The following is a 17169-nucleotide window of genomic DNA, read 5'->3' as shown; positions in this document are numbered from 1 at the left end:
AAACTGTACTAAGTACACTGCATCGTAAATAGAGCAACTATTTAAAATCTTTAAAAAGGCTATTTCATAATACTTTTGACTTTTGAGAGCCAGTTGCTACCCTCCAACAAGCAGCCTCTAATCGGGGAACTCGCCTATAGCGTTATCTCCCCAATGCACTTACTCGTTTTGACTTCACAGCGGTACTAGCTCTTTACACCTAACTTTTGCCTCCTAACAAGAGCATGACCAGATTGAACATCAAACCAATGAATATCCTCAGGAGGCAAAGCTAGTGTAATATCCTCCCTGCTCCAATTTTGGTCTGTTGGCAACAAAGCGCGTACTGTAATTGGTTCGGTTTGTGAACCCTCAACTTTGACACTGACCAAATATTGCATACCCAAGTTTTCCACTAAATACACTCGTCCTCGGATAGTCTGGGTATCACCTGGTTGAGCAATGCGGACATCTTCTGGGCGGATTCCCAGGACAATCTGGGGTGGTACAGTTGGTATATCTGGGAGAAGCACTTGGAAGTTACCCAGGATGGCGTATCGTCCTTTACAAGGTAGAGTTAGCAAATTCATTTGCGGACTACCAACAAATCCAGCCACAAATAGATTCGCTGGATGATTGTAGATTAGTTCGGGCGAGTCAAGTTGCTGGACATAGCCATCGTTGAGTAAAGCTACTTTCGTGGAGAGTGTCATCGCTTCTGTTTGGTCGTGGGTGACATAAACCACTGGGACTTTTTGATTTGCAAAAATTTGCTTGAGGTCAGCTCTAACTCGTTCGCGCAGCAGTGCATCTAAGTTACTTAACGGTTCGTCCAGTAGGTACACATTGGCATTACGCACTAAAGCACGACCGACTGCAACCCGCTGCCGTTGACCTCCAGACATCTGACCGGGTTTACGGTTCATTAACTCTTCTAATCCTAAAACTTTTGCCACTTCTGCCACTCGCTGTTTAATTTCTGCTGATGGTGTTTTTTTCAGCTTCAGTCCAGAAGCGAGATTTTCGTACACTGTCATGTGGGGGTAGAGTGCGTAGCTTTGAAATACCATCGCGATGTTGCGATCGGCTGGTCGCTTATAGGTAACATCTACGTCTCCGATTACAATCTGACCGCGAGTAGGTTCTTCTAAACCTGCAATCATGCGTAGGACGGTAGATTTGCCACAGCCAGAAGGGCCAAGTAAAGTCAAAAACTCATCATTATCTACAGTTAAGCTAATGTCTTTGACAGGGATAACTTTAGAAGTATAAGTTTTATTCAAGTTTTTGAGTTCAAGTTTAGCCATTTTTCTAAATTGTCAGTGGTCAGTTGTTAGTTGTCATTTGTCACTTGTCAGGAGGCAGGAGGCAGGGGGCAGGGGGCAGGAGGCAGAAGAAATTATTATTTCTTGTCTCCCTTATTCTTCCTTGTCTTCCTTGTCCCCTTGTCTCCTTATCTCCCCTGCCCCCTACCCCTCTGCCTCATCCTTTAACAGCACCAGCAGTAAGACCTTGGACAATCCGGCGCTGGAAAAACAAAACAAGTAAAACTAGGGGTAACGTTCCCAAAACGGTAGCAGCAGCGATCGCACCATAGGGAATTTCAAATACTGTTGCCCCGCCCAATTGAGCAGCAGCAACAGGAATCGTCTTCAACTCTTCACGCGTCATAAATGTCAGAGCGAAGATAAACTCGTTCCAGGCAAAAATAAAGGTGAGAATTCCAGTAGTCACTAAAGCCGGAAGGGTCATTGGCAGCACGATTTGCCACAAAAGTTGAAAAGTGTTGTAGCCATCGACCCTAGCAGAATCTTCTAAGTCTTTGGGCAATTGTTGAAAAAAGCTTTTGAGTACCAGAATTGTCAGCGGTAAATTGATGGCAGTGTAAGGTATAATCAATGACAAATAGTTGTTGCCCAATCTCAACGCTTGGATAATTTCTAGCAACCCTAAAAACAACAGAATTCCTGGAAATAAGGTGACGATTAAAATACTAGCGAGAATAACTCGTTCGCCCCAAGGTCGTAACCGTGCTAGAGCATAGGCAGCCGGCGCTCCCACTGCTAAAGCTAAAGCTGTAGAAGTAATCGACACAAAGGCGCTGTTGAAGATGTAGTGCCAAAATGGACGACGGGTGAATAATTCAATGTAGTGACTAAAAGTAAATCGCTTGGGGAAATAAACAGTAGGGACGGCGGCAATATCCTCATTCACTTTAAAGGAAGTTAGTAATTGCCATAGAACTGGCGCTAGACTGAATAGTACCACTAATACAATTGCGATTAGTAGCAAGATTTTTTTCAGAGATAACCAATTCCCTGTTCGTCCTGGAGTCCTTGAAACTGTTTGTGGAATTACACTCATCGGTTAAATGGCTCCTGTTCTAGCACGGTATTTATTGAGCAAGAAACTAGCGATCGCCACCGCAGCAATCAAGATCAGAAATGTCACTACTACTAGGGCTGCTCCATAACCAAAATCTAAATAACGCATCACTGTGGAATAGATGTACAGCGACACCACTTCAGTAGCACCTCCAGGGCCACCCCCGGTCATCACAGCAATTAAGTCGAAAATTCCGAAAGCTTGAGCAAATCGAAATAGGACTGCAATCAAGATTTGTGGCAGCAGTAGTGGTAGGGTAATCTTACGAAAGCTTTGCCAAGCATTTGCTCCATCGACAGAGTAGGCTTCATAGAGATCTGCTGATATTGACTGCAAGCCAGCCAACAACAGAATACTAATAAAGGGTGTAGTTTTCCATACATCAGCAAAAATCGCTGCCAGCATTGCCAGAGTTGGATCTCCTAACCAGTTAATTCCAATTTTAATCAGCCCCAACCGCCGAAGAATGTCGTTTACAACTCCAAATTGGTCGTTAAAAATCCAACTCCATGCCAGACCAATCAAAGCGGTAGGCAAAGCCCAAGGTAGAATAGCAGTCGTTCGCACTATGCCCCGTCCAAAAAACGCCTGATTGAGAACTAGGGCAATTCCCAATCCCAGCAGTAGTTCTAAGAGTACGGATGCTGTTGTGAACACAGTCGTCGCCCATAAACTCTGCCAGAAACGACCATCCCCCGCCATCCGCAGATAATTGTCTAAACCAGAGAATACGGGTTGTAACTCTGTTCCCAAATTCTTAGTAAATACACTTAACCAGAATGCTCGCAAAATCGGATAGCCGAATACAAATAATAGCAGCAGCAATGCTGGTGCTAGTAACAGCCAAGCCGTCTGTTGTTCCCTACCTCGGAGTGTATGCAGGTCGATCATAGTAGTTAGGGATTGGAGATTGAGGAAAGGACGAAGTATCAAAAAGGTTTTATCTTTTTCTTCCAGCTTCTAGCAGTCGCCGCGTTTCATTCGCAGCAGCTTTCATTGCTTGTTCTGGATTCATCCGATTGGATAGTGCGGCGCTGAGATAACGCTGCAAAATATCGGACGTTTGGGCATATTGGGCGATCGGCGAACGTAAAACTGCATTGTCCACGACCTGTAGTAACTGCGGATAGTGGGAATATTTGGCAACAATTTCTGGATTTGTAAACAAATCCCGGCGACTTGGTACATAGCCTGCACTCAAAATGAATCGCTGCTGTGCCTTTTCACTAGTAAAATATTGAATTGCTTTCCAAGCTTCTTGGGAATGTTTAGAAGATTTAGCAATCCCTATACCCCAGCCTCCCAGACAAGCTGCTCCAGTCTTACCAGGAGCATGAACCATCGGTTTGATTGCAATTTTGCCTTGGATTGGCGAATCTTTTGCTTGAGCTAAAGGCCATGCATAAGGCCAGCTACGTAAAAACGCTACTTGACCACTTTGAAACAAGCGTCGAGTATCTTCCTCCTGATAAGTTGTAACTCCAGGAGGAGATACACCTTGGCTGATAGTACTACGTAAAAACTCAATGGCTCGTAATGTTTCTGGACGATCCAGCCCAACTTCGAGTGTGTCGGGATTAACCCAGAAGCCACCGAAACCATTAAGGACTTCCACAAACATCGCCACAAGTCCTTCATACTGGCGTCCCTGCCAAACATAGCCCCAATTTACCTTGTTTTTCTTCTGCAAGGTTTGAGAAATTTGCATCAAATCCTCAAAGGTTTCTGGTGGTTGCAATCCTGCTTCCTTTAATAAATCTTCCCGGTAGTAGAGCATTCCCACATCAGAACGCATTGGAATCCGGTACAACTTGCCTTGGTAACGTCCCCCTTCTACATCCTTGGGTGAAAATGCTGCCAACTCCTCTTTGGAAATGCGATCATCTAAGGGAAGCAACCATTTAGCAGCAGCAAATTTGGATGTCCAAATGACATCCATATTTACTAAATCATAAGGAGATTCACCTAAAATAAAAGATGAGGTATACAGGTCTTCGAGCAAATTTGTCGCATTTGGCCCTTCAACCAAGTTAATGCGAATACCTGGGTTCTCAGCTTCAAAGTCTTTAATCAAACCCTGCTTCCAAGGTTCGGCATCAGGGGCAGTAATCAGCATATTTAGGGTAACTGGTTGCTGCGAAAGTGCTACCCTAAACAAAATGATACTTAATAGAATTGTCAGAAAAATCCCTAGATGAAAAAATTTTTTTTGTATAATTTTTTGCAGGTTTTTTATTGACTTTTGGTATAACATTGCCAATGCAGCGATCGCTAGTAGTAATAATTAATTAGAAAATAACAGCATAATACCTTAGGAAGGATTATTTTTTATTAATTCCACTAGCTAAAATATTTTCTGAGTTTTTGACCGTATTTTCGAGTTTTTTGTCACAAATCCCAGCTAAATCATTTATAAAAAGAGAAATCCCCGACTTCTTAAAGAAATCGGGGATCTCAAAACTGCGAAACTTTATTGGTTAAACACTAACAGGAGTAGGCGCAGCAAATCTAGCATATCGCTGGATGTAAAATTCTTTAGAGTTAGCGATCGCCTTTACAGAATCACGTTCCTTCAGGGCGTGCTTCCATTGTCTCAGACGAGTGAATTCTGTGGGTATGCCAAAGCCACGATACTCTTTGAGTGCAGCCCAGCGTTCAAACCAGGGGAAATAGGTAAAATCAACCAAACTGATGGATTCACCAAACCAGTAAGGGCCTTCTCCAGATAGCTTTCTTAAACCTTCGTTTTCAATAAATTCCAAGTGTTTGTATAGTTCCTGCTTAGCTTGTTCTTGTTTTTGAACATCTGAACTTCGTAGAAGGTCAGAAAAAGCAGAAACAAACCTGGTATTAGCAAAATCGATCCAGATGCGAGCCTGTGCCCTAGCGATCGGATCACTGGGTAACAAAGGTGGATTAGGAAATACCTCATCTAGATACTCATTAATGATTGCTGACTCCCAAACTCGCTCATTATTATGAGTAATTGCTGGGACTTTACCGTAAGGGGAAACCTTCCTAAAGCCCTCCGGTGGATTCTGCAAATCAATCTCATTCAAATCGAAGTCAATGCCTTTCTCTTGAAGTACCAAGCGGGTACGGTGAGCATAAGGACAAACAACTGCACTGTATAGTTTGATTTCAGCCATTTTAAGTTCCTTTGAAAATTAGGACTTATTGAGCAATTGAGAATTGAACTTTAATTCAACATCCCAAATCTAAAAAGAGGACTGGGGAAGAGGTTTCCTAATCCAATACCTAGTACCCAATCACTAGTCCCCAGTACCCTCAAAGCCAGGGTATCTCTTCCGGTGCATAACGGAAGGCGCGGAAAACTGTATTTTGTTCGCCACGAGTCACTGGCGATTTCTCACCTGGAATATTCCGAGATCCAAAGTGGGGGTTGATGTATTCCCAAACAATTTCTCCGGTAATTGTCACCTCAAATATGCGACCGTAAGCACCTTCTGTAATTAAGGTATTGCCATTTGCTAAACGTTGTGCGCCTGATATGTAGGAACTAAAGAAATTTTGGGGTGGACTATCGGTGTATTCCCAAACTATCTCTTTTGTTTGACGGTTTACCTCAATCACACGGGAGAAATTCAGGGCGATATGACGGCGATGTGCGCCATTGTCAAAAATCAGGATATTACCATTAGCTAATTCGTTAGGGAAATGTTGCTGTGCTAGTACCTGATCGCCCAGCGTCCAGATGATTTCTCCGGTATGGCGATCGATAATCACTACTGTAGATATATTACGAAAGCTGACAATAATATTCCCATCAGCGAGTTCACCTACAGTGTTTCCATGAGTCCATTCGTGTCGATGATCCTGAGGAGTAATCGTAAATATATCTGGATCGAGATGTTCCCACGCGTGCCAAGTCCAAACAATTTCACCTGCTGGGGTCACTTCATAAAGTACATCAGCGTAGATATCACCATTCGCTTCTGTACCCGCTACACCACCTTGAATCCGGGGAACCAAAGACTGAGGTATTTTTTCAATCGCTAGTAAAATTGTGTTGCCATTGGCTAGTCTGCGTCCATCGTGATGATGATCTGGATGCTTATATTCCCAGATAATATTTCCTTTGGGATCTGCTTCTAAAACAACGCCACTTTTGAATGCAGCCCATAAGGCAAAACGTAGTGGTTCTTCTGGTGGAGTTTTACCGTTATAAAAAAGGTTGCCATTAGGTAAGAGATAACCATATAACCCTGGTGGATATGGCAGATTCCACTGGTGTACTACTTCTCCTTCCAGATTCAACAGGTAAACTTCACCTTGACCTGTTAGGGGCGTAAAAAGTGTATATCCTTTGAAAACTTTTTCGGGATTATAAGCCTTTAAACCAGTACCCCGACGACGAATAGTATTCTGGTCAACCAATGTTGCTGTAAAAGCCATATTCTACCTAGTAAATATCTGATTTTTTATCAATCAAGCTATTTTTATAGAGTGAGCATTGACCAAACAGGAATTGGGAGTGTGGGAAAGGTTGTTGCTTTTTTATAAGAGACTTCCAGAAAATAAATTATCCTATTTCACAGATCAAAACGACTTTCTCTCCCTTGCTCCCTGCCCCCCTGCCCTCAAAGCAATGGAATATTTTTTAATTGGAAGTCCTTAATCTCCCTACACTCCCTCATCTTTCCATCTCCCCACTCTTACGGTGCTGGGTTTGGAAACTGAACGTGAACTTTATCTAACTCTTCTAAAATGTCTTTGTTGAGAACTACATTCACGCTTTCCAAATTTTCTTTGAGTTGTTCGAGTGTTGTAGCACCAATAATTGTGCTAGCCACAAACCAACGACTCCGCACAAAAGCCAAAGCCAGATGTGCTGGACTAAGCTGATAGTGCTTGGCAATTTCTACATAAGCTTTAACTGCTTCGTTTACTTTTGGTTTACGATACCGCTGACCAAAGTTTTCAAACAAAGTCACTCTTGTTTTCTCTGGGTTACTATTTAAATATTTGCCACTTAAAAAGCCAAACCCCAAAGGACTATAAGCTAGTAACCCGATTTCTTCGTAATAAACTGCTTCTGCTAAGGCTCCATCAAATACTCGATTGATTAAGTTGTAAGCATTTTGAATCGAAACAACTTTGGGCAGTCCTAACTGTTTAGCAATGTTACTAAACTGGGTAACTCCCCAAGGAGTTTCATTACTTAAACCGATATAGCGAATTTTGCCTGCTTTAATAACATCAGCAAAAACTGCTAACTGTTCAGCTATAGGAACTGTTTCTTCTAATTGATTCGGCTGAAAAACTGTTTGTCCAAACCTTGGTACGTTGCGGTCTGGCCAGTGAATTTGGTACAAATCTATATAGTCTGTTTGTAATCTTTTGAGGCTATCGTCTATGGCTTGTTTGATATTATCACGGTCAATTGCTTTGGCTCCATCACGTACCCATTTAAAGCCTCTACCAGGCCCCGCGATTTTAGTAGCAATAATAAGTTTATCTCTTTGTTGATGCTTTAACCATTCCCCAATATAAGTTTCAGTTAATCCATAAGTTTCGGCACTTGGGGGTACTGGATACATTTCAGCGGCATCAATAAAATTGACTCCTTGACTGATAGCATAATCTAGCTGCTGGTGGGCTTCTTTGATGGTATTTTGCTGTCCATAGGTCATAGTGCCCAGACAAATTTCAGAAACTTTTAAGTTACTAGTCCCAAGTTGGTTTTGCTTCATATTTCTCTGTAATTATTCAGTTGATTCAAAGGGGAATTTTTGCTTTTTTATCAAATAATTCTATTAAACCGAATTAGCTAATAAAATAGTGACATTACCGCTAAATTATTATTTATCAGAGGATAAATTAATAGTTCAATTATCTTTTAGACAGTTTTTAATTCATAGATAAACTAGAGAAATAAGCTAATTTAAATTAACAAAAATTATCAAATAATAGTACAAAATACTTATTTTTATGAAATTTTTGTATAATGGGCTTTTTTAACCTCATCTTATACTACGATAATTTTACTGACTTACCGTAGTATAACAGAAAGTTTTAAGATTGTTTTAAAATTAAGTCTTAATAATTGTTCATATAAGGTATGCTGTTTTGAGCCTTGCACATTTCTATTTCTGCAACTAAGTAAATGCTCGCTATTACTGTATTTATAGCCAACTTTAATGTATGCAATACAGAGCATAGGGATCCACAGATGTGCATTTATCTGAAACAGAGGTAGAAAAGATGAAGAGTAGAGGGCAAATTATATACATCTGCCAGAGACACAAGAGCTTGTATACAACAATTTGTAGCAATAAAAAATACTCAATATTTGTTATACTTACATAACCAGGAAATTTTTAGTGTGATCGCTGCTAACAAAGTTTATATTTATAAGTAGAGTAATAGATTTAAATAAATTAACTAGTGTGGTTACTAGTTTAGCTGAGTCCAAAGAAAGCTTTTAACTAAATAAATTTAATTTATAGTGAGAAGGCGATCGCCTAGCAACATTTAATTAGCGCGTTGGTAGCTTTTTCTGGTAGAATTCTTCGACTAACTTTATTTTTATTAATTTTGCCACAAGTAAAAACGTTTTTCAGATAAATGATATAAAATATACTAAGAGTAAATACAGAGAAAAGCCGATTAACTACTCTGTCAATACTCATTTTTTATATAGAGGGGCGTATTATGGAATATCTTGCTTATTCCCACATGTTTATTGCTCAAGAAGAGGCATCTACAAATACAGAATATAATTTTTCTAAATCAAAGTTAAATTGGCAAAAATCTTTTAAATTTTCTTCCATAATTATTACTAATAAACTAACATCTACCAATAGTAAAGATAATCAACTCAAATTTAAATCAAATTGGAAAAAACTTCTCAAATCTTCTGCTTGGTTAGCTTTAGCTAGTATTGGTGTCTTACTTATTGCTGTCAGCCAAATTGAAATTAGTTCCGCAGCATATGTAAGAACCAACGGCAGTTGTCTACGTATTCGTACAGGCCCAAGCATTAACTATTCGTATGTAGATTGTATAAGAAATGGGACGCCACTTCCAGCCATTGAAAGCTATGAAAATGGTTTTGCTAGGCTTGCTACAGGTAGATATGTTTTTGCCCGATGGGTTGGCGATCAAGTTAACAGTCCTACTACGAGTAGACCTGGTGGGGTTGGTGGTTCATTCATTTTGACTCCCGGTTCTAGAGGTCAGCTTGTCAGAGACGTTCAAACAGCTTTAGGTAGTCTGAGAGTTGATGGAATTTATGGCCCAGACACTGTTCGTCAAGTACGAAACTTTCAAGCAAGCAAAGGTTTACTTGTAGATGGTATCGTCGGCCCAGAAACTAGAGGAGCTCTTGGTATTTAATAATGGTTGGAGAGTGATGAGGACACACAGATGGGAAAAGATTTAATCATAAATGGGTAATGGGTAATGGGGAAGAAAAACACAACTGTTCATCTTTTCCCAATTACTAATTACCAATTACCAAAAAGACCAACCATATTGTAAGTAATTAGCCGAACTTGATATGAGAGTTTTTCAGTATGTTAGGGTGTTAAAGAATGCACCCTAAGAAATAGAAATTTGAGATTTTGTTTAATTTAGATTCCTAAATCGATGTTGGTAATTAAAGACCCAAGTAATTTTTGACAATCTGCAAAATGCGCTCTGCTGCGTGACCATCTCCAAAAGGATTAATTGCATTAGCCATTGCTTCATAAGCGGTTTGGTTGCTGAGTAACTCACTAGCAGTTGCAAAAATATTTTTACTCTCAGTTCCTACAAGTTTGGCTGTACCTGCTGTTACAGCCTCCGGTCTTTCTGTGGTGTCTCTCAAAACTAGTACTGGTTTTCCCAAACTGGGGGCTTCTTCCTGCAATCCACCAGAGTCAGTTAGCAAAAGATGCGATCGCTTAATTGCTCCCACCAATTCTCCATAATCTAGAGGCTCTGTTAAGAAAATTCTCTGATGATTTCCTAAAAGTTGTTGTAATGGTACTCGCACAGTTGGATTGCGGTGCAATGGTAACAGCAAAGCTGTATCTGGAAACTTGTCTAAGATTTGTAAAAACCCAGCAGCGATCGCTTGCAGTGGTTCTCCCCAATTCTCCCGACGATGTACTGTTGCTAACAAAACGCGATATGAATCCCAATTCAAACCTGGTACATTGCAGCTAACTTGGGTTGCAGCAACATTCAATAATGCATCAATTACCGTGTTACCAGTCAAGTGAATTTCACCCAAGACACCAGAACGCTGCAAATTTTCTACAGCCCAAGGAGTTGGTGCAAAGTGTAACTGAGTAATTTGAGAAATCAACCGCCGATTAGCTTCTTCTGGGTAAGGATTGAATATATCATCAGTTCTTAACCCTGCTTCTACGTGACCAACAGGAATTTTTTGATAAAAAGCTGCTAATGCTGCTGCAAAAGCTGTGGTAGTATCTCCCTGCACCACAACTAAATCTGGCTTTTTTTGCTGGAATAATGCTGCTAACCCTTGTAAACTACGACAGGTAATATCATTTAAAGATTGCTGAGCCTGCATAATTTCTAAGTCATAATCTGCCTTGATATTAAACAGTTGCATGACTTGCTCAACCATTTCCCGATGCTGCCCAGTTAAAATTACTTGCGACTCAAAATCTGAACACTTTTGGAAAACTTGAATCACTGGAGCTAGTTTAATTGCTTCCGGACGAGTACCCAAAATAATGCAAACCCGCTTTTGATTAGTCATTTGTTGGTTGTAATTTATCAAAAGCTATGGTCAACGCTCTAGGCTTAATAGTCAATAGTTAACTATGAATCATCACACAAATCACAAATTATTAAACGATGAATTATACAAAACATCAAAAAAACTAGCTGAACCGAGCAAATGCAATAATTAGACTTTTATCTTAGTGAAAATTATATAAAACATGAAAAAACCCGGCTGAACCGGGCAGATGCACTGTTTGTCGAATTAAATTGTAATGACTAGATTTTAATCTCACAAGTTAAAGGGCAAGAAGCGTAAACAGTAGTCTGCATTTGGTCTGACTCTCCATGCAGCCAGCTTAACCATTTGACTTCGTTAGGATGAACTCCTTTAACAGTAAGCACACCCGCAGCAAATACAACTGCCATGACATTGAACATGACTAAAGCACCTGCTACCAGCAAAACAGCACTAACTGGCATTACAGATTGCAAAATCACTGACAACAGACATCCGACCGTAGCCATCAGAACAACTAGTGGAAAACCGACAACCAGCAAGCATACTGCCAATGTGAAAGTCCATATTAAAAAGCTTTTAATCATCATCAAGGAGTAGGTCTTTCCTAGATTAGAGCTCCGAGCCGAAACCATGACTTTTCCTCCCAAAAATACACAGCAAGTTTTAATTCCCAGTTTTTTCCCGCTTTTCGCGAGTAAACTGAATCATTTAGTGAAATTCAGTATATAAAACCTAATCAGGAAAATGAGCATTTTTTTACTAAAGTTTACAGTTAATTTTTTGTAATTATGAATGTAAAGTCAAGTTGCTTTGTATTCAAAAAGCTTCCTTTCTGCATCTGTCTTCAGGCACATAAGCTAAAAGAGATATACTTTAAAGCTTGATCCCCGTATATCATTCCGATTTGAATTAACATTTCTTATAACAATTAGTACTTATTCTCATAATTCAGAGATTCGCTAAATTCATCAACCATTCATATTTATGTTGTTAATTGCTAGCAATTAGACTCGATAGTTGCGATAAATTTCTCATCTAATAGAGTTAAATATTTATTTTATGTATAAAAGTATTAATAAATACTTTATTATAAAGGATATTTACTGAGGCTATTTTATATATTGTATATGTTAAACCAGGTTATACAAGCTAAGTAGTTTTTATAAAACTTCTGATTTTTTAAAAAGTAGCAAAAAAAGATACATATAGGGGTCGAGCAAATAGATTGACGTGGTTCTAAAGTTTCAATCGCCTTGCATTACTGCTAGGGCTTGCATGGTAGCGTCTTTCAGAACTCTTTTTAGAAATTGACTTGACTTGTTGCTAATTTAATTTTTTAACTACGGAATGTGAAGATATATGACAGAATCCCACTCTCCATTAAATATTAATTCTGCCGCTGGACGTAACCTGCCACCAATGCCGCCACCACCACCTCCAACATTGAGTACACAGCGTCAGATGACACAAACATTGGATATGTCGAGTGCCAACTCTCCTATTGTTAACTCTGCGCCTGTTGCAGCTCATCGTCCGGGTACACCACCGCCAATACCTAGTTCAGCTCGCTCTAAAAATAGCACTCCCGGACTAACTTTAGCGCAGATTATCAGGGAAGCTTACGACCAAGGATATTCTGATATTCATTTGGGTGTAGGTGAAGTACCCCGTTTCCGCAACCGAGGAGAAATTCAACCAACGGATTATCCAGAAACCGATAAAGAAGCTCTGATGAGTTGGTTGGAGGAGGTGATGACTAAGGCAGAAATTCAGCGCTTTGAAGAACACTTAGAATTTGACGGAGCAACTCAATACGAGTTTGCTCGTGTGCGGATTAACGTCTTTGGCTCCCTAAAAGGACCTGCAATGGTGTTGCGGTTGATTCCATTGAAAATCTTAACTATGGAACAGTTGAGATTACCGCCAGTTTTTCGGGATATTTGTCATCACCATAAAGGATTAATTTTAGTGACTGGGCCAACTGGTTCTGGTAAGTCCACAACAATGGCGGCGATGATTGACTACATCAATAAAGAGATGGCAAAGCATATCATCACTATCGAAGATCCGATAGAATTTGTCCATCAAAGCCGTAAGTCCTTGGTCAAACAGCGGGAAGTGGGAATGCACACTCGGAAATTTGACAACGCTTTGAAAGCAGCTTTGCGGGAAGACCCAGACTTGATTCTAGTGGGAGAAATGCGGGATAAAGAAACAGTCAACACTGCTCTAAAAGCCGCTCAGACTGGTCACTTGGTGATGGGAACGTTGCACACCAATAGTGCTGTCAAAACCATTGAGCGGATACTCAACCTCTACTCTGGTGAAGAACAGGATGCTATGCGTGTGGCAATTTCTGAGTCTTTAGTGGCAGTGATTGCTCAAGGTTTGTGCCGCACAACTGACGGAAAGCGGGCTGCTTTCCACGATGTCCTGATTAACACTGAGGCAATCAAAGAATGGATCAAAGACGGTAAGTATGATGAAATTACCGAACTGATGAAACAAGCTAGCTTTGACGGCATGATCACGATGAATCAATCGTTGCTGAATCTCTATCAAGATGGTCGCATTACTGAGGAAACTGCTTTAGAAATGTCACCAACTCCTAACGAAATGGCACAATTTCTCCGAGGTCGAGTTTAATATTGGGGACTGGGGAATAAGAAGATGAGAGAGTGTGGGAGGTGTGGGAGGTGTGAGGGAAAGATTTCTTCCCCATCCTCCCCATCTTCCCACACTCCTTGTTTGCTCCATGCTCATATATCTTTGTCTTCCTGGTTGTGGTTATAGCTAAGGTAAAAGGTAAAAGAAAGAATTTTTACTTTTTAGTTCCTTAGCTTCTGTGAATAACTTGACGACAAACAAACTACCCACACCCCAGTTGTTTAAAGGCATTGCACTATTTACACCTGGAGGAGATTTAATTTACTGCATCGACCCTAGCAAGCAAGGTCGATGGCATTTGCATTTGTGTTCTGCTTTGCAGGAAATTCTAGATTTAACAGAACCACCGCACTTTTTAGTGCCTTGCTATACTGCGACTATTGACCACTGGTTAGATCCGCGCACTCAACAAGTGCGGACTTTTGCTGAGGCTTATCCAGCTGTAATTAGATATCAAGCTTTGCTGAATGCGATTTTTGGTACAGAGGAATTGGTATGGCAACCAGCTCCTTGGCAAGAAGGGTTGTGCGATCGCATGGTGTTAACAACTTATTATTCCTCATTCCCACAACTTTGGGAAGATCACGATTTAATTGTACGTTTAGACCTTTCTGAACCTGTACCAAAATACCAGCAACCAGTAATTGCACAAAAAGGGCAATTAACAACACAAGGCTATGTCCTCCGCTTGTTTGTTGCAGGACATAGCGCAACTACCGAACGTATCCTTGAGAATCTACACGAATTGTTAGAGCGATCGCTCGGACAACCTTATACTTTGAAGGTAATTGATGTTTTAACTCATCCAGAACAAGCAGAAATTAATCAGGTTTCTGCTACTCCTACCCTTGTGAAGGTTTGGCCTCACCCAATTCGGCGAATTGTTGGAGAGTTCGATCGTGTTGAAAAAATTTTACAGATGTTAGCTATTAAGGAAAATTTTTAAGCTTTATTAATAATGTTTATTTTCCAGATGGAAGTGGATAGGCTGATATTGCAATTCACCAAAATCTTTATTAGGGATTTAAACGAGTTAGTAATACTTAACTTACTCAAAGTTAATACTTTTAGGAGTTATAGGTAAAAACTAAACTTTTGCAATCAGGTTGTAATTGATAACTTATAATTTTCAATTTAAAAACTTTCAGAACGAATCTGACTGCCATTTTGCCATACTTCTACTCTTTCAGGAGTGATTAAATACAAAAAACTACCATTATCTGCTTGATATCTCCCTTTGCCAAGATTCAAAGCTGGTATTTTTATCGGCTGGCTTTGGTCTTGCTTGAGCTGACTAATATAAAATAACTGACCATTTTCTTTACAGACTTTGATACGAATTTTTGCAGTCTCACGTTTAAGGATCGTAACTCCATTGCATTCACTATTAGTATTTAAAGATGCAATACGTATTGCAATTGGCTTTGCTAGTGAGGATGTCGAAACCGGACGGTTAGAGTTACCAAGTTGCTGTTTAGAAGTAGAGGTAAAATTTGCAGTCGAGGATGCCAATAGACGAAGGGGATCGGCTGCTATTCGCCCATCTGGATGAATTTCAAAGTGAAGATGAGGTGCTGTACTATTACCCGTAGATCCCATCTCGGCAATAATTTCACCTTGAATGACCTGTTGACCTTTGCTCACCAATAAACGGCGATTGTGACCATAAACACTGATGCTGCCATCAGGATGCTTAATGGTTATGGCATTGCCTAATCCCCAATTATCCCAACCTGCTTTGATAACTGTACCAGATGCAGCAGCAACGATAGGAGTTCCAGATGCTCCAGCGATATCAATTCCTTCGTGTTGATATTTACGAAAGCCTTGAGAAATAAAGCCTTTAGTCGGCCAAATGAAGTTAGAAGCAAAGGTGAAATTTTGCTGAGTTGGAGAATTGCCCACTAATTGTGTTAGAGCAGATGTAGTTGTACTTAATACGGCAGTTAAAGATATTAACCCAATTAACCCATAATTCCGGTATCGATAATTATTTTTTTTCATAAGTTACGCTTAATATGAATAAAAATCTCATTGTTTTATCACAGTGTCCAAGTTTAAACAAAACGTTTAACAATATTGAGTATTTAGTATTTCAATAAACATATTTTCTACTTATTTATCCAATTTTATGATGATTAAGTGTCTGGCAAATAGGGCATTGAGTATTGCAAGAGAGATTTTTCTTTGTTGTTGTAAATGTAACTCATCTAGTCTTTTAAATTTTCATGTTGCATATAAGTTGAAGCTTCCAAGCGAAATCTGTATACTAACTAGCTAACTATCATAACAAAGAGATAAAAATATGGGTATTTCTAGCCTTATATATAAAAATTGTCTTCGTTCCTCTGGGCTTTCTTATTATTTTTGGTTATTGCTCAGGGAAATAATAATTAAGCTTTTTCACGATCCAGCGTGTGTGCTAACAATACATGGTAGGTCTCTCCATGTGCCTCTATCACATGCATTACCAATATATCTCAAAGAATATCAATTTTACGATCGCCTACCTGCAAGAATTAGTAATTATATACATGATAAATATGGGTATTTAAAGTGTATTGATGTTGGCGCGAATATTGGTGACTCTATAGCTGCCTTCTATAATGATATTTACACTGAAGATAGTTTCTTAGCGATCGAACCTAATCCCAACTTTAAAAAATATCTACTTTCTAACTGGCAACAGATTAAGAACGTGAAAATCTTAAGCTTTATTTGTTCTTATAAAAGCAGTATCAGAGCGTATACAGTAATCGAAAAAAATGGTACAGCTTCAGTTATTAATACTGAAGGTTCTATTAAGATGGAAACAAGGTCTTTAGATGATATAGTAACAGACAATTCTGAATTTAAATATTTTAATATTCTCAAAATTGATACTGACGGTCATGATTTTGAGGTAATTTCTGGAGGAAAGGAGGCTATTAAAGATAATTTTCCTACTATTTTATTTGAATGTGATGCATTTTCAAATCAAAATTATGTAGAAAATTGTTTAGAGACATTCAACTTTTTTGAAAAAATTGGATACAACTATTTTTTAGTTTATGATAATTTTGGATATTTGATGGGAAAATATCCATTAAGTGACCTACGTAGCTTTCAAAATTTATTATTTTATCAATTAACAAGCAAATTTTATTATTTTGACATTCTTTTAATGAAAGATGAAGATATTAAACAGTTTTTTGAATTAGAAGTTGCTTACTTTATAGATAAAATTCCTAATAATACATTACAGCACACAGTTTTTAAAGCTGCTGGTGCTGAATTTTGAATTAAAAGCTATTTATTATTGCAAAACTAATTCCCTGTTTTGGTTTAATAAAGTTAGGATTTGTTTGGGAAGTAAACGAAGAATTACTTTACCTATTGCTATATTCAAAACAAATTTATTAATAATATTTGGAGTTCAC

Annotated in this window: 14 protein-coding genes; 4 read left to right on the top strand and 10 right to left on the bottom strand. The window is 39.2% G+C overall.

Annotation, left to right across the window (positions count from 1 at the left end):
- Window positions 1-185: 185 nt before the first annotated feature.
- From FCR06_RS20135 to FCR06_RS20105, 7 genes are all read right to left on the bottom strand, one after another.
- A complete protein-coding gene (locus FCR06_RS20135; protein WP_138502852.1) occupies window positions 186-1286 on the bottom strand; it encodes an ABC transporter ATP-binding protein in 1101 nt (366 codons plus the stop codon).
- Window positions 1287-1461: 175 nt separating this feature from the next.
- Window positions 1462-2343, bottom strand: a complete 882-nt coding sequence (locus FCR06_RS20130; RefSeq protein WP_138502850.1) for a carbohydrate ABC transporter permease — start codon at window positions 2341-2343, stop codon at window positions 1462-1464.
- Window positions 2344-2346: 3 nt separating this feature from the next.
- A complete protein-coding gene (locus tag FCR06_RS20125) occupies window positions 2347-3255 on the bottom strand; it encodes a carbohydrate ABC transporter permease (RefSeq protein ID WP_138502848.1) in 909 nt (302 codons plus the stop codon).
- Between the two features lie 49 nt (window positions 3256-3304).
- On the bottom strand, window positions 3305-4618 hold the full coding sequence (locus tag FCR06_RS20120; RefSeq protein WP_138502846.1) for an ABC transporter substrate-binding protein: 1314 nt from the start codon (window positions 4616-4618) through the stop codon (window positions 3305-3307).
- Window positions 4619-4841: 223 nt separating this feature from the next.
- On the bottom strand, window positions 4842-5513 hold the full coding sequence (locus tag FCR06_RS20115; protein WP_138502844.1) for a glutathione S-transferase family protein: 672 nt from the start codon (window positions 5511-5513) through the stop codon (window positions 4842-4844).
- Window positions 5514-5652: 139 nt separating this feature from the next.
- Window positions 5653-6780, bottom strand: a complete 1128-nt coding sequence (locus tag FCR06_RS20110; protein WP_138502842.1) for an aryl-sulfate sulfotransferase — start codon at window positions 6778-6780, stop codon at window positions 5653-5655.
- A gap of 260 nt (window positions 6781-7040) precedes the next feature.
- Window positions 7041-8078, bottom strand: a complete 1038-nt coding sequence (locus FCR06_RS20105) for an NADP(H)-dependent aldo-keto reductase (protein ID WP_138502840.1) — start codon at window positions 8076-8078, stop codon at window positions 7041-7043.
- A gap of 961 nt (window positions 8079-9039) precedes the next feature.
- On the opposite strand from FCR06_RS20105, the gene FCR06_RS20100 reads away from it, so the two are divergent.
- A complete protein-coding gene (locus FCR06_RS20100; protein WP_138502838.1) occupies window positions 9040-9723 on the top strand; it encodes a peptidoglycan-binding domain-containing protein in 684 nt (227 codons plus the stop codon).
- Between the two features lie 262 nt (window positions 9724-9985).
- Here FCR06_RS20100 and wecB read toward each other — a convergent pair whose 3' ends face one another.
- A complete protein-coding gene (gene wecB / locus FCR06_RS20095) occupies window positions 9986-11098 on the bottom strand; it encodes a non-hydrolyzing UDP-N-acetylglucosamine 2-epimerase (RefSeq protein ID WP_138502836.1) in 1113 nt (370 codons plus the stop codon).
- Window positions 11099-11340: 242 nt separating this feature from the next.
- Entirely contained in the window at window positions 11341-11715 is a 375-nt protein-coding gene (locus FCR06_RS20090; protein WP_138502834.1) for a hypothetical protein, read from the bottom strand.
- 727 nt (window positions 11716-12442) lie between these two features.
- Here FCR06_RS20090 and FCR06_RS20085 point away from each other — a divergent pair.
- Together FCR06_RS20085 and FCR06_RS20080 are read left to right on the top strand one after the other, a co-directional pair.
- Window positions 12443-13729 carry a type IV pilus twitching motility protein PilT gene (locus tag FCR06_RS20085; RefSeq protein ID WP_138502832.1) on the top strand — a complete coding sequence of 429 codons (1287 nt, stop codon included), beginning with the start codon at window positions 12443-12445 and terminating at the stop codon, window positions 13727-13729.
- 208 nt (window positions 13730-13937) lie between these two features.
- Window positions 13938-14696 carry a circadian clock KaiB family protein gene (locus FCR06_RS20080; RefSeq protein ID WP_138502830.1) on the top strand — a complete coding sequence of 253 codons (759 nt, stop codon included), beginning with the start codon at window positions 13938-13940 and terminating at the stop codon, window positions 14694-14696.
- 188 nt (window positions 14697-14884) lie between these two features.
- Here FCR06_RS20080 and FCR06_RS20075 read toward each other — a convergent pair whose 3' ends face one another.
- Window positions 14885-15754 carry a M23 family metallopeptidase gene (locus FCR06_RS20075; RefSeq protein ID WP_138502828.1) on the bottom strand — a complete coding sequence of 290 codons (870 nt, stop codon included), beginning with the start codon at window positions 15752-15754 and terminating at the stop codon, window positions 14885-14887.
- A 301-nt stretch (window positions 15755-16055) separates the two neighbouring features.
- Between FCR06_RS20075 and FCR06_RS20070 the strand changes: the two genes are divergently transcribed.
- Window positions 16056-17030, top strand: a complete 975-nt coding sequence (locus tag FCR06_RS20070; RefSeq protein ID WP_138502826.1) for an FkbM family methyltransferase — start codon at window positions 16056-16058, stop codon at window positions 17028-17030.
- Window positions 17031-17169 lie beyond the last annotated feature (139 nt).

Source organism: Nostoc sp. PA-18-2419 (genome assembly GCF_005869855.1).
Taxonomy (GTDB): Bacteria; Cyanobacteriota; Cyanobacteriia; order Cyanobacteriales; family Nostocaceae; genus Nostoc.
This window is presented reverse-complemented; position numbering and strand designations above follow the sequence as displayed.